Source organism: Gordonia soli NBRC 108243, assembly GCF_000334455.1.
In the GTDB taxonomy this organism is placed as follows: domain Bacteria; phylum Actinomycetota; class Actinomycetes; order Mycobacteriales; family Mycobacteriaceae; genus Gordonia; species Gordonia soli.
Map to the genome: position 1 here is coordinate 237,052 of NZ_BANX01000008.1, position 21,536 is coordinate 258,587.

A 21,536-nucleotide genomic window follows, 5' to 3' on the forward strand; every position below is an offset into this window, starting at 1 on the left:
GTCAGCCCGGCAGGGGCAACCAGCGTTCGACGTCGACGATCCGACCGGGTTCGACCCCGATCACCAACACCGTCGCATCGACCTCGATCGGGTCGGCGCTGCGCGCCAGGTATCGCTCGGTGCCGCCGGCCAACGCGAGTTCGACCTCACCGATGCCGTCGCCTCCGGCGATGGCGAGCGTGACCACGCCCGTCGAACCGACCACGTCCTCCCCTGCCGTACTGCGGGATCTCTCGATGCCTCACCCTATCCGGCCAGGTGTGACCGCGAACAGCAGCCGGCCGACCGACACAGCCCCCGCGCCCGGCCATCCGGGCGACTCGGGCTCGGCTCGGACGTGTCCGATTCACCCGATCCTCGGTGTCGGCTGTGCATCCACCTCGGTTCGGCGCACGCCGAGCCGAGGTCGGACCGGGGGAACAGCGGACCCCTACCTCACCGTTGTGCGCAGGGTGGCCGGCGCACCGGCCGTTCGACGACGAAAGGCAGATCATGACTGAAAAGGTCTGGTTCATCACCGGCACCTCGCGCGGATTCGGCCGCGAGTGGGCGATCGCCGCACTCGACCGTGGCGACAAGGTCGCCGCCACCGCACGCGACATCGCGTCGCTCGACGACCTGACGCAACGCTACGGCGACGCGCTCCTCCCGATCGAACTCGACGTCACCGACCGGGCGGCCGATTTCGCCGCCGTCGCACGGGCCCACGAGCACTTCGGTCGGCTCGACGTCGTGGTCAACAACGCCGGCTACGGACACTTCGGATTCATCGAGGAGCTCACCGAGGACGAGGCCCGCGCGCAGATCGAGACCAACGTCTTCGGCGCACTCTGGATCACCCAGGCAGCACTGCCGTTCCTGCGGGAACAGCGCAGTGGCCACATCATCCAGGTGTCGTCGATCGGTGGCATCAGCGCGTTCGCGAGTGTGGGCATCTATCACGCATCGAAGTGGGCCCTCGAGGGCTTCTCCCAGGCTCTCGCGCAAGAGGTCGAGTCCTTCGGCATCCACGTGACGCTGATCGAGCCCGGCGGTTTCGCCACCGATTGGGCCGGCTCGTCGGCGAAGCGCTCCGCGGAACTGCCCGCGTACGCAGAGGTCCACGCCGCCGCACAGGAGGCGCGCAAGAAGCGCACCACGACCCCCGGAGACCCGGCTGCGTCAGCGGCTGCGGTGCTGAAGATCGTCGACGCCGAGAAGCCGCCCCTGCGAGTCTTCTTCGGTGCGGCGCCGCTGGACATCGCCAAGGCCGACTACGAATCCCGGCTGGCGACCTGGGAACAATGGCAGGACGTCGCCGTTCAGGCGCAGGGCTGAAGCCGTTCAGGCGCAGGGCTGAAGCCGTTCCGGCGCAGGGCTGAGCGCTCCCGGTCGGGGTCGTCCACGTGGGCGGCCCCGATCGGCGTCTGCGGAAAGGTGGCGGTCCCCGGTAACGTGCCGTCAGTCCGTGATCAGGTCGTACGAGAGTTTCCCGACCATCACCAGCACCACCGCGAGCAGCACCCAGCGGACGAATGAACTGCCCCGGCCGAGTGCCATGTGCGCACCGACCTGGGCACCGGCGATGTTGGCGACGGCCAGCCCCAGTCCGAGCAGCCAGAGGATGTGCCCGCCCAAACCGAAGACGACGAGCGCCCCGAGGTTGGTGCCGGTGTTGATGACCTTCGCCCGTGCCGAACTCTCCAGGAACCCGGTGCCGACGAGGGCGGTCAGCGTGATGATCAGGAAGGTCCCGGTGCCGGGTCCCATCACACCGTCGTAGAACGCGACCACCACGCCCGCCACCAGGAGGCCGACCAATTTTGATGTGCGAGAACGGGTCTGCAGGGTCGCCGACCCGAAGTCGGGCTTGCAGACGACGAAGATCCCCACCGCGACGAGGAGTCCGAGGACGATCGGGGTGAATGCCTCGGTGGGGAGTCGGCTGGCCACATAGGCGCCGGCTCCCGAGGAGAGCACCGCGAGGACGAACACGGGCGCGAGGGTCCTGGCATCCAGCCGGACCTTTCGCGCATAGGCGACGGCGGCCGAGGCGGTGCCGAACACCGCAGCGAACTTGTTGGTGCCCAGGGCCGTTGCCGTGGGCAGGCCGGGATAGGCGATCAGCATCGCCGGGATCAGGACGAGCCCGCCCCCGCCGACGACGGCGTCGACCCAGCCGGCCATCGCCGCCGCGACGATCAGCAAGACGATGTCGGCGGTCGACAACTCCTAGCTGACTTCGGCGGCGCCGGCCTCGGTGGTGCTGACCTCGACGATCAGCTCGACCTCGACGGGTGCGCCGAGCGGCAGTTCGGAGACACCGACGGCCGATCGCGCGTGGGCGCCTGCCTCGCCGAAGATCTCACCGAGGAGGTCGGAAGCACCGTTGATCACCTGCGGCTGGCCGGTGAAGCCGGGTGCGGACGCCACGAACCCGACCACTTTGACGATCCGGACGATCGAGTCGAGTCCGACGAGGGCGTCGACGGCGGCGAGCGCGTTCAGTGCGCATTGGCGTGCAGCGGCGGTGGCGGCCTCGGGCGTCACGACGCCCTCGGCGCCCTCACTGACCTTGCCCCGCACGTCGAGGCGTCCGTCGATGACCGGGACCTGACCCGCGGTGTAGACCAGGTTTCCGGTGCGGACGGCGGGGACGTAGCTCGCGACGGGCGCGACCACACCGGGCAGCGCGATACCGAGTTCGCCGAGTCGTTCGGTCCAGGTCGCCACGATCAGCCCTTCGGACGCTTCAGGTAGGCGACGTGCTGCTCACCGGTCGGACCGGGCAGGACGCTGACGAGTTCCCAACCGTCGGAGCCCCACTGGTCCAGGATCTGCTTGGTCGCATGGGTCAGCAGCGGCACCGTCACGTACTCCCAGGCGGTCACTTCACTCATGCGGCAAGCCTAGCCGGTGCCGGAGTCGGTGCGAGGCGTGCCGGGGAGTCGGGGTGATCGCGCGGCGGAGTGGAGCGAAGAACTCGCGTGCCGCAGTTGCCGTCGCCGCGCCATCCGACATCACACCCGATGCGGCGGGAGGGGCCGATATGGTGAGGCCGTGGTCAATGAGACAGTCCCGGATGGTCGCGGTCCCGGAGCCGAGGTCCCCGACGCCGCCGGGGTGCACGTGAACCTCTGGCCGGAAGTGGCCGCCCGCGCGCGGCTGCACTTCGTCTCCGGCAAGGGCGGTACCGGCAAGACGACCGTCGCCGCCGCCATCGCGCTCGCGTTGGCGGCCGACGGCAAGAAGGTGTTGCTGGTCGAGTGCGAAGGCCGCCAGGGCATCGCACAGCTCTTCGACATCCCACCGCTGCCGCCCACCGACACCCGGATCGCGACGGCCGAGGGTGGTGGCGAGGTCTCGGCGTTGGCGATCGACATCGAGCATGCGCTCCTCGAGTATCTCGACATGTTCTACAACCTCGGCTTCGCCGGACGTGCGATGCGGCGTATCGGAGCGATCGACTTCGTGACGACCGTGGCACCCGGCCTCCGCGACGTCTTGCTGACCGGCAAGATCAAGGAGCGCGTCGTCCACTCCGACAAGTCGGGAAAGCAGGTCTACGACGCGGTGGTCGTCGACTCGCCGCCCACGGGGCGAATCGGCAACTTCCTCGACGTCACGCAGGCGATGGCCGACCTCACCAAGACCGGCCCGATCCGCAATCAGAGCGACGGTGTGGTTCAACTGTTGCACTCCGCGGACACCGTCATCCATCTGGTCACCCTGCTCGAGGCGATGCCCATCCAGGAGACCATCGAGGCCGTCGGCGAACTCCAGAGCAAGGACCTCACGGTCGGCAGCCTGATCATCAACCGCGTCAGCACGCCGCATCTGCCAGCCGACGCGGTCGACGAGATCGCCGAGGGACGGATCGACGCCGAGCGGATCCAGGCGTCGGTGACCGGTGCCGGGATCACCCTGGCCGACTCCGATCTGGCCGGACTGTTGACCGAGACCATCGAGCACGCGACTCGTCTGCAGGCGCAGCAGATCGCGAAGGCCCAGCTGGACGAGGTCGACGTCCCGACACTCGAGTTGCCCGCGCTGGGAGAGGGCATCGACCTCGGTTCGATCTACGAACTGGCCGAACTGCTGCAGAAAGCAGGTGCATGATGCCGGTCGACCTCAAGATGGGTGCGGTCCTGACCGATCCCGGGACACGGGTGGTCATCTGCTGTGGCGCCGGCGGTGTCGGCAAGACGACCACCGCCGCCGCGATGGCCCTCTATGCGGCCGAGCACGGCCGACGGGTCGCGGTGCTGACCATCGACCCCGCGCGCCGACTCGCACAGTCCCTCGGGATGTCGGAGCTGACCAACGATCCGCAACCGGTGGTCGTGGACGACGTCTCCGGAGCGGGCAACGGGTCCCTCGACGCCATGATGTTGGACATGCGCCGGACGTTCGACGAGATGGTCATCGAGTATTCGACGCCCGATCGCGCCGCCGCCATCATGGACAACGCGTTCTATCAGACGGTCGCGTCGTCCTTCTCCGGCACGCAGGAGTACATGGCGATGGAGAAGCTCGGCAAGCTCCTCGAACAGGACCGCTGGGACCTCATCATCGTCGACACCCCGCCGTCCCGGAACGCCCTTGACTTCCTCGACGCCCCGGCGCGGCTGGGCTCGTTCCTGTCCGGACGGCTGATGAAGGTACTGGTCGGCGGTGGACGCGGTGTCGGACGTGTGGTGACGGGTGCGATGAGCCTCGCCATGCGCGGTGTCTCGACGATCGTCGGAGGCGACACGCTGCGCGACGTCGCGACCTTCGTCCAGTCACTCGATTCGATGTTCGGCGGGTTCCAGGATCGTGCGGCAAAGACATATGCGCTGCTGAAGCAGCCGGGTACGCAGTTCGTCGTGGTCGCCGCGGCCGAACCGGACGCGCTGCGCGAGGCCGCCTTCTTCGTCGACCGGCTGTCCGAGGAGACCATGCCGCTCGCAGGTCTGGTGCTCAACCGGACCCATCCGAACCTGACGTCGATCTCGGAGTCGTCGGCGCGAGCTGCCCTGGAGACCGTCGACGACGAGCTGACCACCGGCGTGCTCCGCATCCATGCCGAACGCGCCGCCACCGGGAAGCGCGAACTGCATCTGCTGCAACGGTTCACGGCGGCTCATCCGGCCGTCCCGATAGTCGGCGTGCCGGCGTTGCCGTTCGAGGTCGCCGACGTCCGGGCACTGCAGGCCGTGGCCGAGCAGATCACCGGCCGCGGCTGATCCGGTGGTGCAGGCGAAGCTGCGCTAGACGGCGTCGGCGTGCTGGCGCCGACGCTGGGCCTCGAAGAACGACGCCCACGAGGTGACCTCGGGATGCTGCCGCAGCAATGCGCGACGCTGACGCTCGGTCATGCCACCCCACACACCGAACTCCACGCGGTTGTCGAGGGCATCCGCGCCACATTCGAGCTGGACCGGGCAGTGCCGGCAGATGGTCGCGGCCTTGCGCTGAGCCGCGCCGCGGACGAACAGATCGTCGGGGTTCCCGCCTCGGCACCGTGCCTGTGCGACCCAGGTCAACCGAGCTTCGCCGTTGACTACTTCTCCGGTCGGAACGCCTATCGCTGCTGTCGTCATCCGCCGAACCCCTGTCTGTCGTGTCGGTTCGCGGTCCCCTGCGGGACCCGATCTATGAGGGTGCGCACCACCTGGACAAATCCGCTCGCCACGCCACTTTTGAGACGGATTGTTACGTGAGTCACATTCTGCACTCAATTTAGGGATCTGTGTATGACGACGCAACCCCTAGCGCGAAGAAACTGGCACAGCCGTGCAAACAGAGCTCATCAGCGCAGGTCAGCGGTTCGATAACGGTTCGTACACCTCGACGGGCGCGCGGTCCGGCCCTGGAGACGGGTTGCCACGTATCCTGTTGCTCGTGCCGATCTCGAAGAAATTGTGGCCACTTGCAGGAAGCTGCCTCCTCGCCGGTGTCCTCGTCGCCGGAATGCTGTTCCCCGTGGCCAGCGGCCTGGGAGTGGTCTCCAACCGGGCTGCCTCCGCGGTCGAGAACGTCTCGTCGGAGCTTCTGAACGGGACGCTCCCCGAGGTGTCGACGATGACCGACGCCGACGGCAAGCCCATCGCGGTGCTCTACGACCAGTTCCGGTATCAGGTCGGCTACAACGACATCTCGCCGGACATGATCCGCGCGATCATCTCGATCGAGGACCGGCGCTTCCTCGAGCACGACGGCGTCGACTGGAAGGGCACCATCCGCGCGGCCCTGAAGAACTCGTCGTCGGGCGAGGTCCAGCAGGGCGCGTCGACGCTGGATCAGCAGTACATCAAGAACTATCAGCTGTTGGTGTTGGCACGCACCGAAGCCGATCGTCAGGCAGCCATCGAGACCACCCCCGCCCGCAAGCTCCGCGAGGTCCGGATGGCCCTCACCATGGAGCAGTCGCTGACCGAACAGGCCAAGCGCGACAAGGGACTCGACGACGCCGCAGCCAAGCAGGAGGCCAAGAAGCAGATCGTCACGCGCTACCTGAACGTGGTGCCGTTCGGCAACAACGCCTACGGCATCGAGGCGGCCGCGCAGACCTACTTCGGACGGTCGGCGAAGGATCTCACGATCGGACAGTCGGCGATGTTGGCCGGGATGGTGCAGTCGAGTTCTGCGCTGGATCCGTACAACAACCCCGAGGCGTCGCTCGAGCGTCGGAACGTCGTGCTGGACACGATGATCGATAATTTCCCCGACCGCCGCGCCGAGATCGAGAAAGCCAAGGCCAGTCCGCTCGGCGTGCTGCCGCGCCCGAACACCCCTGCTCAGGGCTGCATCGGCGCCGGCAACAACGGCTTCTTCTGCGACTACGCGCTGCAGTTCCTGGCCGAGAACGGGATCTCCCGCAACTCGGTCCTGCGCGGTGGTTACGTCATCCGCACGACGCTCGACCCGGCCGTCCAGCGGTCGACGGTGCGCGCAGTCCAGGACCAGGCGAGCCCGACCGCCGACGGTGTCGCGAACGTGATGAGTGCGATCCGTCCCGGCAAGCGCTCCCACGATGTGCTGGCGATGTCGTCGAGCCGCAACTACGGGCTCAACCTGAACGCAGGCGAGACCATGCAGCCACAGCCGTTCTCGCTCGTCGGTGACGGCGCGGGATCGGTGTTCAAGATCTTCACCGTCGCCGCGGCGATGGAGAAGGGCCTCGGCGCGGGCTCCTCGATCCCGGTCCCGTCGAGCGTGGCCGTCGAGGGCATGGGCAACAGCGGCGGCTCCAACGGCTGTCCCGCCAACTCCTACTGCGTCAAGAACGACGGCAAGTACCCCGCGTCGATGTCCATCACCAATGCCCTTGCGCAGTCCCCGAACACCGCGTTCGTAAAGCTCTTGCAGCAGGTCGGTGTGAAGCCGGCAGTCGACATGTCGGTGCGATTGGGTCTGCGGACCTACAACGCGCCCGGCTCGTCGGGCTACGGCGACAAGAGCGTCGCGCAGTACGTCAAGGACGGCAACCTCGGTTCGTTCACCCTCGGCCCCACTCCGGTGAACGGGTTGGAGTTGTCCAACGTCGCCGCCACGATCGCGTCCGGTGGAACCTGGTGCCCGCCGAACCCGATCGCATCGATCAGCACCATCAAGCGCGACAAGTACGGCAACCCGGTGGTCGGTCCGGACAACCGGCCCGCGCTCACCGCGGTGCCGTTCACCGCACCGAAGTGCGAGCAGGTCGTCGAGGAGGGACTGGCCAACACCCTCGCCAACGCGATGAGCAAGGACGACCAGGGTGGCGGCACCTCGGCTGCGGCCGCGGGATCGCAGGGCTGGAGCCTCCCGGCGTCGGGTAAGACCGGCACCACCGAGGCACACCGCTCGTCGGCGTTCCTGGGATTCACCAACCAGATCGCCGGGTCGGCGTACGTCTACAACGACGGCCCGACCCCGTCCGGTGTCTGCACCTCGCCGCTGCGCCAGTGCTACGACGGCAATCTCTACGGCGGTATGGAGCCCGCCCGCACCTGGTACGAGGCGATGAACCCGGTCGCGACCAAGTTCGGGCCGGTCCGGCTCCCTCCGATCGACCCGCGCTTCCAGTCGGGCAGTGACCGCGGCCGCATCCCCGATGTGACGGGGTTGCCCGCGAGCGCCGCGACCTCGCGGCTGCAGGCCGCCGGGTTCAAGGTGAACCAGCTCGACGTCGACAGCGGCCGTCCGCAGGGCACCGTCGTGTTCACGGCACCGTCGGACTCGGCGATGCCGGGCAGCGTGGTGACCGTGTACGTCAGCAACGGTCGGCGCACTGAAGGCGGCTCGAACGGTCCGACCCAGACCACCGTGCAGGTGCCCGGTGTCGGACCGGTGGTGATCCAGCTCCCCGGGTGATGTGACAGCCCGGCGCTGCGATCGTGCGTATCCTGGTTTGATGCTCCACACCGACCAGATCATCGCCTCCGTCCGGTCGCGGGAGGGCCGGGTTCCGTCGGGCGTCGCCCGCGTACTGGGAGCTGCCGCCGGCGCGGCGGCCGCAGGCCTCTTCTACTCGACTGTGATCGAGCGCAACGCCTTCACGCTGCGACACTCCACGCTGCCCGTCCTCGAGCCGGGCGCGACGCCGCTACGTGTGCTGCACATCAGCGATCTGCACATGACACCCAACCAGCACCTCAAGCAGGCCTGGGTGTCCGAACTCGAGGCGCTGGAGCCCGATCTGGTGATCAACACCGGCGACAACCTGGCCCACCCGCAGGCTGTGCCGTCGGTGATCCAGTCCCTGGGCGGTCTGCTCTCCCGGCCCGGACTCTTTGTCTTCGGGTCCAACGACTACTTCGGGCCGACCGCGAAGAACCCGCTCAAGTACTTCGACAAGAACCACGAGCGTCGGCACGGCGAGCCGTTGCCATGGCAGGATCTGCGCGCTGCGTTCACTGAGCGCGGCTGGCTCGATGCGACCCACACGGTGCGTGAACTCGAGGTCGCCGGCGTGCGGGTGGTAGCGGCGGGTGTCGACGATCCGCACCTGCAGCGCGACCGGTACGAGACAGTCGAGGGTCGGCCCAACCCGCTGGCCCATCTGCGACTCGGGCTCACCCACTCGCCGGAGCCCCGCGTGCTCGACCGGTTCGCCGCCGACGGCTACGACCTGACGCTCGCCGGCCACACCCACGGGGGCCAGCTGTGCCTGCCTTTCTTCGGGGCGCTGGTCACCAACTGCGAGCTCGACCGGTCTCGGGTCAAGGGTGTCTCCAACTGGGGGTCGACCATGAAGCTGCACGTCAGCGCAGGTCTCGGTACATCCCCGTACGCTCCGGCCCGATTCTGCTGCCGCCCGGAGGCCAGCCTGCTGACGCTCACCCCGGTCTCCCACGGCGACGCCGACGAATCGGTGGACCAGTCGCTTCCGCAGTTGGCGACCGAGACCAGCTGACGGGGCCGGCACGGGTTGCCGAAGCACCCTGATCTGCGCAGCTGATCGGCCGCGTCGGTTTCGCGGACTCCGTCTCCGCCCTGAATATGGCGATCCCGGTTGTGAGAAGCTGCTCGGATGACCAACTCGCAACCGTCCCCGTCGTCGGTCAAGGTGCTCGCCTTCGACACCTTCGGCACGGTGACCGATTGGCACACCGGGATCTCCGGGGCCGTGACGGAGACCCTGGGAGACGACCTCGACGCCGGCGCCTTCACACGCGCCTGGCGCACGCGCTACGCCCCCATCATGGGCGAGGTCGAGGCAGGTGAGCGCCCGTGGCAAGGCCTCGACGACCTGCAGCGGATCACTGTGCGCGACACCGCCGACGAGTTCGAGGTCGCGATTGACGACGACCAGGTCGAGTCGTTGGTCCGTGCCTGGCGCAGCATCCCCGCGTGGCCCGATGCCGCCGACGGTCTCCGTCGGCTCCGCGAGAAGTACACGGTCGTCGCGCTGAGCAACGGAACCGTCGCACTGCTGACCGAGATGGCCAAGCACAACGACTTCGGCTGGGACTTCATCGGCGGGTCCGACCTGTGGCGCCACTACAAGCCCAGTCCCGCAACGTATCGCGGCATCGCCTATCTCTTGGAGGTACCGACGTCGCAGGTGATGATGGTGGCCACCCACCAGAGCGACCTCGACGCGGCGCGCTCCAACGGACTGCGGACCGCGTTCATCGAGCGCCCGGCCGAATGGGGCGGTCAGCCCAAGGACGACTCCGGGTCACCCGACAACGATCTGCACGCGACCGACGTGCACGACCTCGCCGACCAGCTCGGGGTGGCCCGAGCAGAGCGCTGAGCCGACCGACCTGCCGAGCCGACCGACCTAGCGCGGCTTGGCATCCCCGAACGGCTCGTCGCGCTGTCGGACCGCCTCGCGGAATCCCTCGGTCGCCGCACGCATCTGGAATCCGTAGCCCTCGGGAGTGTGACGGGCGATCCCGTCGAACACCGTGCTGATCATCCCCGATGTGGAGACCCCCTGCGCCAGCAGTGAACTGTTCAACGCGAGCTTCGCCATGATCAGCTGGTTGACCGGCATCTGCGCGATCCGACCGACGAGTTCCTCGGTCCGCGAATCGAGTTCGTCGGCCGGTGGCGCCTCGATGGCGAGACCCCACTCCAGGGCTTGACGTCCGCTGATGAGATCGCCGGTGAACAGCAGCCGCTTGGCCCGCTGGTCCCCCAGACGGTGCGCCCACATCCCCGCAGCCGGCACGCCCCAGACACGCATCGGCGGATACCCGATGCGTGCGTCATCGGCGCAGATGATCTGGTCGGCGTAGAGCGCGATGTCGGTGCCGCCGGCCACCGCGAAACCCTGGATCTTGACCACGGTCGGCTTGTTCGCGTGCAGCAGGCTCGAGAAGCCGCGGTTGAATCGACTCATCATCGCGTAGTCGATCATCGGGTCCCAGGTGGACGACGGGTCGTGGTTGCGCGCCTGCACCATGGGATCGAGCACCGACGGGGAGTTTCCGTCGGCGGAGTCCCCTGCGTCCCCGGCACCGATGCCCTCGGCGAAGATCGAGAGATCGTATCCGCCGCAGAATCCCTTGCCGCGCCCGGACACCAGGATGACGTGGACGCCGGGGTCGAGGTCGGCGCGCTCCACTGCGGCCGCGAGATCGATCGGGGTGTCGGCGGTGATCGCGTTCCCCCGTTCCGGCCGATCGAAGGTGATCCGAGCGATCCGATCGGTGACCTCGTAGGTCAGGGTGGCGTAGTCCGAACCCGTTTTCTCAGGCATCTCTCTCCTCGAACGATCCGTGCCGACCGGCACCTCCGGCGAATCTGGTCGCACCGGCCACCGTGTCCGACGCCAGCGACGTCATGCCGTGCCGCAGTTCGTTCCGGAGTGCGTCCGGTTCGTCGAGCGACTCCTGCTCGAGCAGCGAGAGTCTGTCCTCACGCATGCAGGTCTGCGGGAATCGCGATATCTCCGTGGCGAGTTCGACGGCGGCATCCACAGCCGTACCGTCGTCCACGACCCGGTTGACCAGACCGATGTCGAAGGCCTCGGTCGCGTCCACCGCCCGGCCGGTGAGGACGAGGTCCATCGCCCGGCCGGTCCCGATCAGTCGGGGTAGGCGCACAGTGCCACCGTCGATGAGCGGCACACCCCACCGCCGACAGAACACGCCGAGAACCGCACTGCGTTCGGCGACCCGGAGATCGGCCCAGAGGGCGAGCTCGAGCCCACCGGCCACGGCGTGACCGGCGATGGCCGCGACGACCGGCTTACCCAGCCGCATCCGGGTGGGTCCCATCGGACCGTCGCCGTCGTCGGCGACGCGGTTTCCCCCGCCATCGGCGATGGCCTTCAGATCTGCGCCCGCACAGAAGTTCCCGTGCTCGCCGTAGAGCACCGCGACCGATGCGTCCGGATCGTCGTCGAAGGCTCGGAACGTGTCGGCGAGCGCCTCGGCCGTGGCCCGGTCCACGGCGTTGCGTACGTGCGGGCGGTCGATGCCGATCAGCGTGACCGGACCCCTGCGCGTGACGCGGACGGTGGTGGCCGGCGTCGCTGCCATCGCCGTCACCCGACCTTCGGCGTGGTGCGGTCGAGGATCGCCGACACCTCGAGACCTGCTGGGAGCGTTCCGAACACGTCGCCGTGGTCGGCGCCGAGTCGACTCACACAGAACGCCTCGGCGACCTCGGGGTGACCGTGGCGGATGAGCAGCGAACCCTGCAGGATCGTCGCCATGTCACCGACGACGCGGCGGGCCGCATACTGCGCGACATCCGGTGATCCGGTCGCCAGCCCGGACAGGTCGACGCCGAGCTTTGTCACCGCCGCGTCGAGGTGGGGATCGGCCCCGCGACTCGCCGACACCTCACCGAGGAAGGCTTCGACGGTCTCCGGCTGTTTGACCATGGCCCGCAACACGTCCAGAGCGGCGACGTTCCCGGATCCCTCCCACACCGAGAGCAGTGGCGCCTCGCGATAGAGGCGCGGCATCCGCGAGTCCTCCACGTATCCGTTGCCGCCCAGACACTCCAACGCCTCGGCCGCGTGGATCGGACCGCGTTTGCAGACGTGGTACTTGCTCACCGCCAGGCTGATCCGACGGAGGGCGTCGGCACCCTGGTCGCCTTCGGCGGCCCGGTCGGTGAGCTCCGCCAGCCACAGTCCGACGGTGGTGGCGGCCTCCGCCTCGATCGCGAGGTCGGCCAACACGTTGCGCATCAGGGGTTGGTCGATGAGCTCGGCACCGAACGCACGGCGGTGGGCTGCATGGTGGGCCGCGTTGGCGACCCCGACGCGCATCCCGGTCGCCGCACCCAGCGTGCAGTCGAGCCGGGTCATGTTGACCATCTCGATGATGGTCGCGACGCCACGCCCCTCCTCGCCGACGAGCCAACCGAGAGTTCCGTCGTACTCCACCTCGCTGCTCGCGTTGGAGTGGTTGCCCAGCTTGTCCTTGAGACGTTGGAGCAGGAACGGGTTACGCGAACCGTCCGGCAGAACCCGCGGGACCAGGAAGCATGACAGACCTCCCGGCGCCTGCGCGAGAACGAGGAACAGGTCGGACATCGGGGCGGACGTGAACCATTTGTGCCCGGTGATCGAGTACGAGCCGTCCGAGTTCGATTCGGCCGTGGTGGTATTCGCGCGCACGTCGCTGCCACCCTGCTTCTCGGTCATCGACATGCCCGCGATGAGTCCCCGCTTGGACAGCGGCGCGCGCAGGCCGGGATCGTAAGCGAGACTCGCCAGCAGCGGTTCGTAGGTCGCGGCGAGATCCGGCGATCGGCGGAGTGCCGGGACGACGGCGTAGGTCATCGAGATCGGGCACCCATGTCCCGCGTCGGTCTGGCCCCACACACTCATCTTGGCGGCGCGCACCAGGTGAGGCCTCGGTCGACGGTCGACCCACGGGGCACCGTGGAGACCGAATCCCACTGCCCGCCTCATCAACTCGTGGTACGCGGGATCGTAGTCCGCCTCATCGATGCGGTGCCCGTAGCGATCGTGAGTGCGCAGGATGGGCGGGTTCGCCTCTGCCCGATCGCCCCAACCGAGCGCTTCCGCCGACCCCGCCAGCCGACCGACCTCGTGCAACTCGTCCAGTGCGTGGTCGGCACCGGCGCGCGCGATGGCCTCCAGGATGACCGGCTGCTGCGCCGCATCCACGTCGATCAGTGGAGGTACCTGGTTGAGGACCTCATGTGTAGCGGTCATGGTCTCGCCTCTCGCCGCGGTCTGCGTCGGCACGCGCCCCGGTGTTCGGTGCCGGTGATCGACACCGACCGTATTACATTATCGCGTCACACGACAAGACTATGTAATTCTCAGACGTCGGCGCGACCGCGGAGGTCGCCGACGATCTGCTCCGCGTGGTCGGCGAATTCACGGCGAAACTCGTCGTAGCGTGTCCGCAGCTCGGTTCCCGGCCATCCCTCCGGGAGCAACGCAGCAGGTAGCAGCGGGTCGTCGAGGATGTGGCGGACGATCGCGGCTGCGACGACGAAGCGATCGGCGAGAGTCGATGCGTCGGCGTAGTCGGCGATCAACTCGGTGGCCGACTGCGCCCACAGCGAGGTCGCGAACAGTCGTTCGGCCAGCTCGGACGGATCGTCGTCGGGTGTCGCGAGCATCGAGGTGGCCCGATCGTCCGGCAGTTCGGCCCGGCCGACGAGGTTGTCGGGGCGGAGCCATACGCCTTCTCGCAGCTCACCGAGGTGGGCGGCGCGCAGGGCGTCTCGCGTCGCGGTGCGCGTGGCGGCATCGGCCGCCGGGGTGCTGATCACCACGAGACGCCATGTGCCGTCCCAGTCCCGCGTCTGCGGCACGACGGCGGCGTCCTGGCGTCGTTGCCGCTCGATCAGTCGGGGCGCGAGGCGATACTCGCCGTTGTCGCGCTCCAGGTCGCCTGCGCTCACCATCCGGGTGAGCGCGACGCGGACGGCCGACTCACCGAAGCCGAGTTCGGTTGCCACCGACAGTATTCCGGACGCCGATGCGCGAGCCGGGTGCGCGCCGAGCAGCACCCTCAGGATCGCCGAGCGGGCCGAGAGCGAGCGCGGACGACGAGCAGGTGACATGCGGTGATGCTAACGCGGGGCCTTCCGCAGGGCGGCGACACTCGTCTTGAAGATCGGCTGCTTTGACGCCGGGTCCCAATCGGTGGGGGTCAGTTCGTTGGCGGCACGATCGTGGCCTGCCGAGTCGTCGACGTCCCAGTAGCCGTAGTGGAACGGCAAGAACAGGACTCCCGGCCGGACGTCGCCGATCCGCGCACGGGCGTGGACACGACTGCGAGTATTGATGATCTCCAGCATCTGCCCCTCCTCGATCTCGAGGGTCCGGGCGTCATCGGGGTTGACCTGTACCCACACCTCCGGCGCTGCGGCCTGCAGTTCGGGCGCACGGCCGGTCTTCGTCCGAGTGTGGAAGTGATAGAGCGTCCTCCCCGTGATCAGCGAGAACGGATAGGCCTCGGATGGCACCTCGCGCGGCTGAGAATACGTAGCGGCCTTGAGGAGGGCTCGGCCGTGCGGGTCGCGGGCACGGTAGTCCGAAGGGCTCACGGGCGTCCCGTCGGCGATGTCCTTGCCGAAGGTCTCACACTCGTCGGCATCCGTCGGAAACCGCCTGTCGACGTACAGGCGTTCGGTACCGGCCGACGATCCCGCCGGCAACGGCCACTGGGTGCCGCCGGCTGCACGCAGGAACTCGTAGCTGAACCCGGTGTAGTCGCACGGCCGTCCTGCGCTGCACCGCTGCCAGGCTCGGAAAGCACCCTCCGGATCGGCCCACCGGATCAGCGGTCGGCCATGCTGGTCCCGGAAGTCCATGCGCGCGGCGAAGTCCACGAAGATGTCGAGGTCTGCGCGTGCGGCCCCTGGTGGATCCACCGCTTTCTCGGCGAGATGCACCGTCCGGTCCGCATTGGTGAAGGTGCCGGTCTTCTCACCCCAGGTCGCGGCGGGGAGAACGACGTCGGCCAGTTCAGCGGTCTCGGTGCGGAACAGGTCTTGTGCGACGACGAAGAGTTCCTCGTCGCCGAGAATGTCACGTATGCGGGCCAGTTCGGGCAGGGACACAGCTGGATTGGTTGCCGAGATCCACAGCAGTCGAACCGATCCCGTCTCCGCGAGTCGGAAGATCTCCATCGCATGCGTCGGAGGTCCGTCGTGCGGGATGCGGTCGACAGACACATCCCATAGCTCGGCGAGTTCGTGTACGTGGTCCTCGTTGGCCCAGTTGCGAAAACCCGGTAGGTCTCCGTTCGCACCGCATTCCCGGGTGTTCTGCGCAGTCGGCTGACCGTTCATCTGCAGGACCCCGCATCCCGGACGACCGAGCATCGCGCGCAGCAGATGGATGTTGTTGACCTGCACGGCAGCGGCGGTCGCCTGGTGCGATTGGTAGAAGCCCTGGAGGACGGTCGACAGCAGTCGATCGGTGGTCCCGATGAGTTCGGCCGCGTCCATCAGATCGCCTGCGTCGATCCCGCAGATGTCGGCGACCCGGGCCGGCGGATAGTCGGCGGCAGTCCTCGCCAGGTCGGCGAACCCGACTGTGTGGTCGGTGACGAAATCTGGCTCGTACCAGTGGTTGCGGATGATCTCGTGAAGGAGTCCGTTCATCAGGGCGAGGTTGGTACCCGGGCGCGGCGCGAGGTGGATGTCGGCGCGTTCGGCTACCGCGGTACGGCGTGGATCGACACAGATGAGCCGGGGCGGCGTCGGACCGTCGAGCCGATCCAGGATGCGCATCCACAACACGGTTTGCGTCGCGGCCACGTTGTGCCCGAAGAGCGCGATGGTGTCGGTGTGGTCGACGTCGGAGTAACTGCCCGGTTGCCCGTCGCTTCCGAAGGACTCCTTCAACGCCTCCGCCGCGGTCGCGGTGCAGAGTCGGGTGTTGCCGTCCAGGTGTGGGGTCCCGATGCCGGCGCGGGCGATCACGCCGAGTGTGTAGTACTCCTCAAGGTACAACTGTCCCGAGGTGTAGAAGCCGATCGCCTCGGGTCCATGGTCAGGGTCGCTGATGAGGGCTCGGCAGCGGTCGACGATCGCGTCCATCGCGGTATCCCAGTCGGACTCGACGAGCTCGCCTCCGCGGCGGACCAGGGGTCGGGTGAGACGGTCCGCAGAATTGTTGGCCTGCCAGCCGTACAGATCCTTCGGTCCGAGGCGGCCGGCGTTGACGCGATCGGCACCCCGTCCACGCACTCCGACGATGGTCTCGTCCTTGACTGCGATGTCCATCGCATCACCGTTCGAGTGGAGTAGCGATGCCGCCGGAACCCATCGGTCGACGTCGGCCTCGGTCACGCCGCCGGCGAGTTGTGTGTCGACGCGAGTCGGCCATCGCTCACCGCGTGTGTACGGTGTGCGATCGCCCCAGGGGCGCTCGATCCGATCAATGGCCGTCCGCGTCGTGCTGCCTGCCATGGTGGATCGGCTACCCCAGCGGCGTTCTGGTCACACGCTGTCGGGCGTGGTGGGATCAGTAAGTGACGTTGGACGAACTCCTCCGCTGGGAGGCGGCGGGTGGGACCTGGCGAGTCCTTCGGCTGGATTCGACGAGTGCGAGTATCTCGCTGCGTCGGTGCGATGGCGGCGAGGAGGCCGACCGCGTGGTGTCGACCGATCCGGCGCTGGTGGCTCACGTCACCGGTCGACGATCGTCCGAGGACGATTGACGGCGTTGCAGGTCGGGTATGTCGGTGGCATGGCTACGTACAGAGTGCTCAATCCCCGCGGCGAAGTCGTCGACACCAAGGACATCGAGAACGCCGACGATGCACACGCATGGTTCGTCGATTCCCGCGCCGACAACACCGAACTCGGCTGGCGGATCGAGGTCAACCACGACGGCGAGTGGTCGTTCTTCGACGACACCGAGGGCAAGGGCAACTGAGCCCCCGGATAACTGGACGACCGGGCGGTCCCTCATCACGGGTATGTGGTGAGGGACTGTCCTGTTTCGGGGTTGTGCCAGGTGATGGTGCGGTCGGTGTTCATGTGGGGGATCCATCGGCCGAGGTGTTTGCGGTGGTGGTCGGGTGTGCACAGGGGTGCGATGTTGGCGGGCAGGGTCCAGCCACCCGCGGACGGGTTGGTGTGGTCGAATTTGACGAGGTGGTCGAGTTCGCATCGGTGGGCGGGCATGCCGCAGAACGGATATCGGCAGTAGCGGTCGGTGGCCAGGATCTGGGCGCGTAACGCTGTTGTCGGGGTGTAGGTGAGGGCGCCTGGTGGTGGGTGGTGGTAGCCGCCGTGTCCGGTGGGGTCGACCGGCACGGCTGCGGGCGTTGTCGGTGACAGTGCCCCGGCGCCGGGTGTGACGAGGCCGGGTGCGAGGGGGCCGGGGGTGAGGGGGCCGGGCGTGGTGATGATGGTGACCCCGGGCATGGCTGCGATGTGGTCGGCGTGTGCGGGGTCGATGGCGCCGTGTCCGCGGAGGCGCGCAATGGTGTCGGGTCGGCGTTCGAGGACCAGGGTCGATGCAGGTTGCTGGGTCGTGTTTGGTTGGGCGGTCGTGTCGGGTGGTGTCTCGCCGGGTCTGCGTTTGGGACATGTGGGGAGTCCGCATCGGCATTGCAGGTGGGCTCCGGGGAGTGCGTGGATGTCGGCGAGTGCGTCGACTCGTCGGTGTCCGATGGTGCGGGGATCGTCGGGGCACAGTCGTTGCTCGATCAGTGTGTCGATGCGTGTGCGCAGGTGTATGCCGTGTTCGGCGGGCACGGTCGCTTCGATCGCGGTGTGGCCTTGTCCGTCGTTGGTGATGGTGAGGTCGAGGTAGCGGTCGGCGTAGTCCTCGCGGTCGGTGGCGGCCTGGTCGGGGTCGACGGTGATGACGAGTTCGTCGAGTAGGTCACGCAGGACGGTGTCGGTGACCGGACGCTGGGCCAGGGCGATGGCCGTATCCTGCGCTGTCTCGCGCAGGTCGGGGTCGAGGCGTTCGAGTGCGTGGGCGAGGATGGTGACGCGGTTGAGCGTGTAGTCGCCGGTCAGGAACGCGATCCGGATGCGGGGGAGGTCGGCGAGCATGGTGCCCAGTTCCATCCAGCGGCCGGCCATGGTGCGTGAGACTCCGAATTGCAGTGACACCTCGCCGACTGCTGCTTTCTCCGCGGCGTTGCCGACGCCGGGGTGGAGATCGGCGGGGTCGAGGCAGAGCATGTCGTCGAAGATCGCCTGCCCGATCCGATGGGCGAGCAGTACTTTGCGGGCTGCGGCTTGGCGTTCGAGTCGTTGGGCTGCCCGTCCGTGTTCACCGAGCCCACCGGTGCCGCACGATGACAGCGCCGCATCGTCGGCGTGGTGATCGGAATAGGTGAACAACGGTAGAGACCTTCGGGCGAGGACACCATCATGTGTGTCGAGATGAATTGGGCTGCTTCATCGTTGACTCGCCCCACACCATCGGGGCCATACATCATCTGATCTGAGTACAACACTACCGCCGGCCACCGACAGAAACCGGTTCCGCCGTGAAAGTCTGCTCTCCTCAGGCGGATCCGCTCGCGTCTCTCGGCGGCGGCCCCGCGGCGAGCGCCGCCCGATCGGTCAGCAGGTCGTAGATCGAGCGCGATCGCAATGTGCAGGTCAGCTACTGACGAGCCCTAGCACGCGCTCGCACAGGTATTGGCCTGCCCCTCCGGCACTTGGCTCGTCGGTGCGCTACGTGCTCGGTCGCAAGCTAGTCGGACCCGCCCGCGGAGGCGCATCGCCCAAACGATTGCACGTTGGCTAGCGGCCTTAGTCATGCGGGCTGCTGACTCTCGGCGATGCTGTCATCGCCCGCTACATCGGCATCAGGAAGGAACTCCTGGTACTTCTTGCGCATTGAGGCCAGCCCAGAATCGCGGTTCGACTCGTACTGAAGTGATTTTTGAACGAACTTCAGTCGGTGATCGGCATCGCCAAGAACTTCGGCCCACGTACGCACAACCAGTTTGTACTTCCTGCTGCTCTGGACTACTCCGAAGGGCAGGTTGTCCTGGGCGCGCTGCTCGTCGACCTCGTTCTTCATTTCGTTCCCTACGAGCCAGAATTCCCAAGAGGAGTTCGGCTGGTCGAACCGCTCGTCATTGGTGATTGCCGACGCGTAGCTCCGGAGCTGCGACACGTCGTCGTCGGTCAGCCTATGGTTTGGCCTTTTGAGCTCGACCACGAGGTGTGCATAGTGGTTCTCCCTAGTCTCCAGGCGACGCCCGAGCACCAAGTCCGGAATCGCGTCACGGCCATCCTCCCTGACGATCGGCGCGTTGTCAGCAAGCTCTACATCGAGGCCGAGCTTCTTCAAGTACTTGCGCAGAACCTCTTGCAACCGCTCATCGTCACCGGTCAGCGACCACTCTTCGCCGAATACCCACGTCTCGTTGGCCAGGATTCGATGCAGTTGCTTGCGCTCCAGCAATTTCTTCTTCGTCATCCGATCGAACAGCAACGCGTTCAACCCGTGGATGAAGTCAATTCGGTCGGCCACCTCTCGGCCCATCGATATGAGATGCGTTAGGGTCGTGCGCTCCAAGAGATCGCTAAGCTCGATGATCCGGGCATTGCTCAGCTTCGTGAATTGCTTCAGGATCGGGAGTAACGCCTCCGGGTCGTTCTCGAAGGTCTCTTTGAGCAGACTTAGCGCCATAGCCTTGCTCGGCGGCGACTTCGCCTCGTCCACCGTCCGGGATGCCGCCATCGCTACGACGTTGAACGTCTGCCGGGTTGCCTTCTCCACTTCCGACTTCGGTTCCCCGCTGTAGGGGTAGACACCTTCCTTGCGCCATCGCTCGATAGTCGCGGCCTCACGTCGGCGGCCGGTTCCTGTGAGGTACTTGCGCAGCGCTGCCCGGCCCGCCTCGACCACCTTCCCAGCTGGACTCTCAGTGTCGCCCTCCAGCAGCAACTCCGCGTCGTGCGGGAACCCATCCCAGGCCAGGTACGCAGAGAACTCCGCGCCGACGGCTTGGATGGCCGGTGGTAGCTCACCGGCGACGGTGCCGTCCTCCTTGCACAGGTACAGTCGCCTCTCGACATCAGACAGATTCCACTCAATAACGGTGAGTGAGACCGGTCCCTCGACATGATCGGGCGGCGCCACCTTTATCACTTTCTTCGTAGCGATCAGGGCACCCGGATCTATCTGCTTTCCCAAAAACTCGATCTCGAAGTCGCTGTGCCGATCGAGGTGCAGCGCAAACTCAGTAAGCAGCCGCTGGTGCAGGGCGGTTCGCTCCTCGAACGCCGCAATCGCCGCGTCGGTGACGGCACCAATCTCGACTGTCGTTCCTGTCCCGGCGCCGATCGTCACCGCGTCGTTGATCTCGAATCGGCGCAGTTGCTCGCGCCGACCCTCAATCCTTATCGTCGTCACCTCGTCGCCCTCCACCTCACGAGCGGTCGACTCCCAATTAACCGCGCCCCCAAGTGCGAAGGCCGCGAACCGACCGCGCCCGTGTTTGCCGTGAACGGACCGCCCGCCGGCGGACTTGGTCCCTGGCATGCGTTTCCAGCTGTCACCCACCAGGGAGAACGCGTCTTCTGCACGTCGACGGGTCATGCCACTCCCATTGTCGACCACCCGAACGAGGGCGAGTACTCCGAACTCGCTGTTCTCGACTTCAATGCTCACCGTCGTGGCGTCCTCGTCGAACGCGTTCCACACCAGTTCACACAAGCCAATCTGGGGATTCTTGACCAGTCCCTCCAACATCGTGGTGCCAGGGGCGACGACGATTTCGCTCATTCCGGAATGATCGCATGGCGGTATGACGCAGTGACGGCAGAACGGCTACGTGGCGCCTACATGCTGTTGTCGCCCTAAGCAGCGAATCGATCCGAAACTCCGGCGCATGCCCCAAGTCCGCGGTTGACGATCCAGCTGTCCGGAACATTCGAACACGTGAACGATACAACCAAGACACAGGATACGGTCCAACAGTCACGGATGAATCGATGGGAGTTGTTGTGAAGAAACGAGGTTCAGTCGATCAACGGCGAGGTCAGATGTAGGACTTTCGCGACGACTGCGCTAGGCCGCCAAGATCGAAACGAACTCGGTGTACTGCGGATCACGCTGAGGCTGGCGATCGATGAGCGCAAACTCTCGCGGCCCTCATCGCGCGAAAACCACGGAACGGAAACCGGTCGGGCTCGTACCTCAC

The 21,536-nt window shown here is 66.8% G+C and carries 20 protein-coding genes; 8 read left to right on the forward strand and 12 right to left on the reverse strand.

What is annotated here, in order from left to right:
• Position 1 precedes the first annotated feature (1 nt).
• Positions 2 to 205 carry an NfeD C-terminal domain-containing protein gene (locus GS4_RS07120; protein ID WP_007619010.1) on the reverse strand — a complete coding sequence of 68 codons (204 nt, stop codon included), beginning with the start codon at positions 203 to 205 and terminating at the stop codon, positions 2 to 4.
• Between the two features lie 287 nt (positions 206 to 492).
• On the opposite strand from GS4_RS07120, the gene GS4_RS07125 reads away from it, so the two are divergent.
• Complete coding sequence (locus tag GS4_RS07125; RefSeq protein ID WP_007619011.1) at positions 493 to 1,317, forward strand: SDR family oxidoreductase; 825 nt, start codon at positions 493 to 495, stop codon at positions 1,315 to 1,317.
• Between the two features lie 123 nt (positions 1,318 to 1,440).
• Here GS4_RS07125 and GS4_RS07130 read toward each other — a convergent pair whose 3' ends face one another.
• The 3 genes from GS4_RS07130 to sp36 are packed head-to-tail and all read right to left on the reverse strand — an operon-like array spanning position 1,441 to position 2,879.
• The gene (locus GS4_RS07130; RefSeq protein WP_007619012.1) at positions 1,441 to 2,208 is read right to left on the reverse strand and encodes a TSUP family transporter; all 768 of its coding nucleotides are present in this window, start codon (positions 2,206 to 2,208) and stop codon (positions 1,441 to 1,443) included.
• A gap of 3 nt (positions 2,209 to 2,211) precedes the next feature.
• Positions 2,212 to 2,715 (reverse strand): RidA family protein, encoded by a 504-nt coding sequence (locus tag GS4_RS07135; protein WP_040509758.1) that lies wholly within the window; start codon positions 2,713 to 2,715, stop codon positions 2,212 to 2,214.
• A complete protein-coding gene (gene sp36 / locus GS4_RS25410; protein WP_007619014.1) occupies positions 2,715 to 2,879 on the reverse strand; it encodes a Sp36 family protein in 165 nt (54 codons plus the stop codon). The genes GS4_RS07135 and sp36 overlap by 1 nt, the downstream gene beginning before the upstream one ends.
• Before the next feature lie 223 nt (positions 2,880 to 3,102).
• Between sp36 and bagA the strand changes: the two genes are divergently transcribed.
• Both bagA and bagB read left to right on the forward strand, forming a co-directional pair.
• Positions 3,103 to 4,098 carry an ATPase BagA gene (gene bagA / locus GS4_RS07140; protein ID WP_245555591.1) on the forward strand — a complete coding sequence of 332 codons (996 nt, stop codon included), beginning with the start codon at positions 3,103 to 3,105 and terminating at the stop codon, positions 4,096 to 4,098.
• Complete coding sequence (gene bagB / locus GS4_RS07145; protein WP_007619016.1) at positions 4,098 to 5,207, forward strand: ArsA family ATPase; 1,110 nt, start codon at positions 4,098 to 4,100, stop codon at positions 5,205 to 5,207. The genes bagA and bagB overlap by 1 nt, the downstream gene beginning before the upstream one ends.
• 24 nt (positions 5,208 to 5,231) lie before the next feature.
• Here the strand turns inward: bagB and GS4_RS07150 are convergent, their stop codons facing one another.
• A complete protein-coding gene (locus GS4_RS07150) occupies positions 5,232 to 5,564 on the reverse strand; it encodes a WhiB family transcriptional regulator (protein WP_051989644.1) in 333 nt (110 codons plus the stop codon).
• Positions 5,565 to 5,865: 301 nt separating this feature from the next.
• Here GS4_RS07150 and GS4_RS07155 point away from each other — a divergent pair, with 301 nt between their 5' ends.
• From GS4_RS07155 to GS4_RS07165, 3 genes are all read left to right on the forward strand, one after another.
• Positions 5,866 to 8,319 carry a penicillin-binding protein gene (locus GS4_RS07155; RefSeq protein WP_007619018.1) on the forward strand — a complete coding sequence of 818 codons (2,454 nt, stop codon included), beginning with the start codon at positions 5,866 to 5,868 and terminating at the stop codon, positions 8,317 to 8,319.
• Positions 8,320 to 8,359: 40 nt separating this feature from the next.
• Entirely contained in the window at positions 8,360 to 9,361 is a 1,002-nt protein-coding gene (locus GS4_RS07160; protein ID WP_007619019.1) for a metallophosphoesterase, read from the forward strand.
• Between the two features lie 117 nt (positions 9,362 to 9,478).
• Positions 9,479 to 10,207, forward strand: a complete 729-nt coding sequence (locus GS4_RS07165; RefSeq protein ID WP_007619020.1) for a haloacid dehalogenase type II — start codon at positions 9,479 to 9,481, stop codon at positions 10,205 to 10,207.
• A gap of 27 nt (positions 10,208 to 10,234) precedes the next feature.
• Here GS4_RS07165 and GS4_RS07170 read toward each other — a convergent pair whose 3' ends face one another.
• From GS4_RS07170 to GS4_RS07190, 5 genes are all read right to left on the reverse strand, one after another.
• Positions 10,235 to 11,158, reverse strand: coding sequence for a crotonase/enoyl-CoA hydratase family protein (locus GS4_RS07170; protein WP_007619021.1), 924 nt, complete (start codon positions 11,156 to 11,158; stop codon positions 10,235 to 10,237).
• Complete coding sequence (locus GS4_RS07175) at positions 11,151 to 11,942, reverse strand: crotonase/enoyl-CoA hydratase family protein (protein WP_040509857.1); 792 nt, start codon at positions 11,940 to 11,942, stop codon at positions 11,151 to 11,153. The genes GS4_RS07170 and GS4_RS07175 overlap by 8 nt, the downstream gene beginning before the upstream one ends.
• 5 nt (positions 11,943 to 11,947) lie before the next feature.
• On the reverse strand, positions 11,948 to 13,597 hold the full coding sequence (locus GS4_RS07180; protein ID WP_007619023.1) for an acyl-CoA dehydrogenase family protein: 1,650 nt from the start codon (positions 13,595 to 13,597) through the stop codon (positions 11,948 to 11,950).
• A 110-nt stretch (positions 13,598 to 13,707) separates the two neighbouring features.
• Positions 13,708 to 14,460, reverse strand: coding sequence for a PaaX family transcriptional regulator C-terminal domain-containing protein (locus GS4_RS07185; protein WP_007619024.1), 753 nt, complete (start codon positions 14,458 to 14,460; stop codon positions 13,708 to 13,710).
• 9 nt (positions 14,461 to 14,469) lie between these two features.
• Positions 14,470 to 16,818 (reverse strand): molybdopterin oxidoreductase family protein, encoded by a 2,349-nt coding sequence (locus tag GS4_RS07190; protein ID WP_007619025.1) that lies wholly within the window; start codon positions 16,816 to 16,818, stop codon positions 14,470 to 14,472.
• Between the two features lie 62 nt (positions 16,819 to 16,880).
• Between GS4_RS07190 and GS4_RS07195 the strand changes: the two genes are divergently transcribed.
• Both GS4_RS07195 and GS4_RS07200 read left to right on the forward strand, forming a co-directional pair.
• On the forward strand, positions 16,881 to 17,069 hold the full coding sequence (locus GS4_RS07195; protein WP_040509760.1) for a hypothetical protein: 189 nt from the start codon (positions 16,881 to 16,883) through the stop codon (positions 17,067 to 17,069).
• Positions 17,070 to 17,098: 29 nt separating this feature from the next.
• Positions 17,099 to 17,287: a hypothetical protein gene (locus tag GS4_RS07200; RefSeq protein WP_040509859.1), complete on the forward strand. Its 189-nt coding sequence runs from the start codon at positions 17,099 to 17,101 to the stop codon at positions 17,285 to 17,287.
• A gap of 35 nt (positions 17,288 to 17,322) precedes the next feature.
• On the opposite strand, the gene GS4_RS07205 is transcribed toward GS4_RS07200, so the two are convergent.
• The gene (locus tag GS4_RS07205; RefSeq protein ID WP_007619034.1) at positions 17,323 to 18,714 is read right to left on the reverse strand and encodes an HNH endonuclease signature motif containing protein; all 1,392 of its coding nucleotides are present in this window, start codon (positions 18,712 to 18,714) and stop codon (positions 17,323 to 17,325) included.
• A gap of 421 nt (positions 18,715 to 19,135) precedes the next feature.
• A complete protein-coding gene (locus tag GS4_RS07210) occupies positions 19,136 to 21,118 on the reverse strand; it encodes an ATP-binding protein (RefSeq protein ID WP_007619036.1) in 1,983 nt (660 codons plus the stop codon).
• Positions 21,119 to 21,536: the final 418 nt, after the last annotated feature.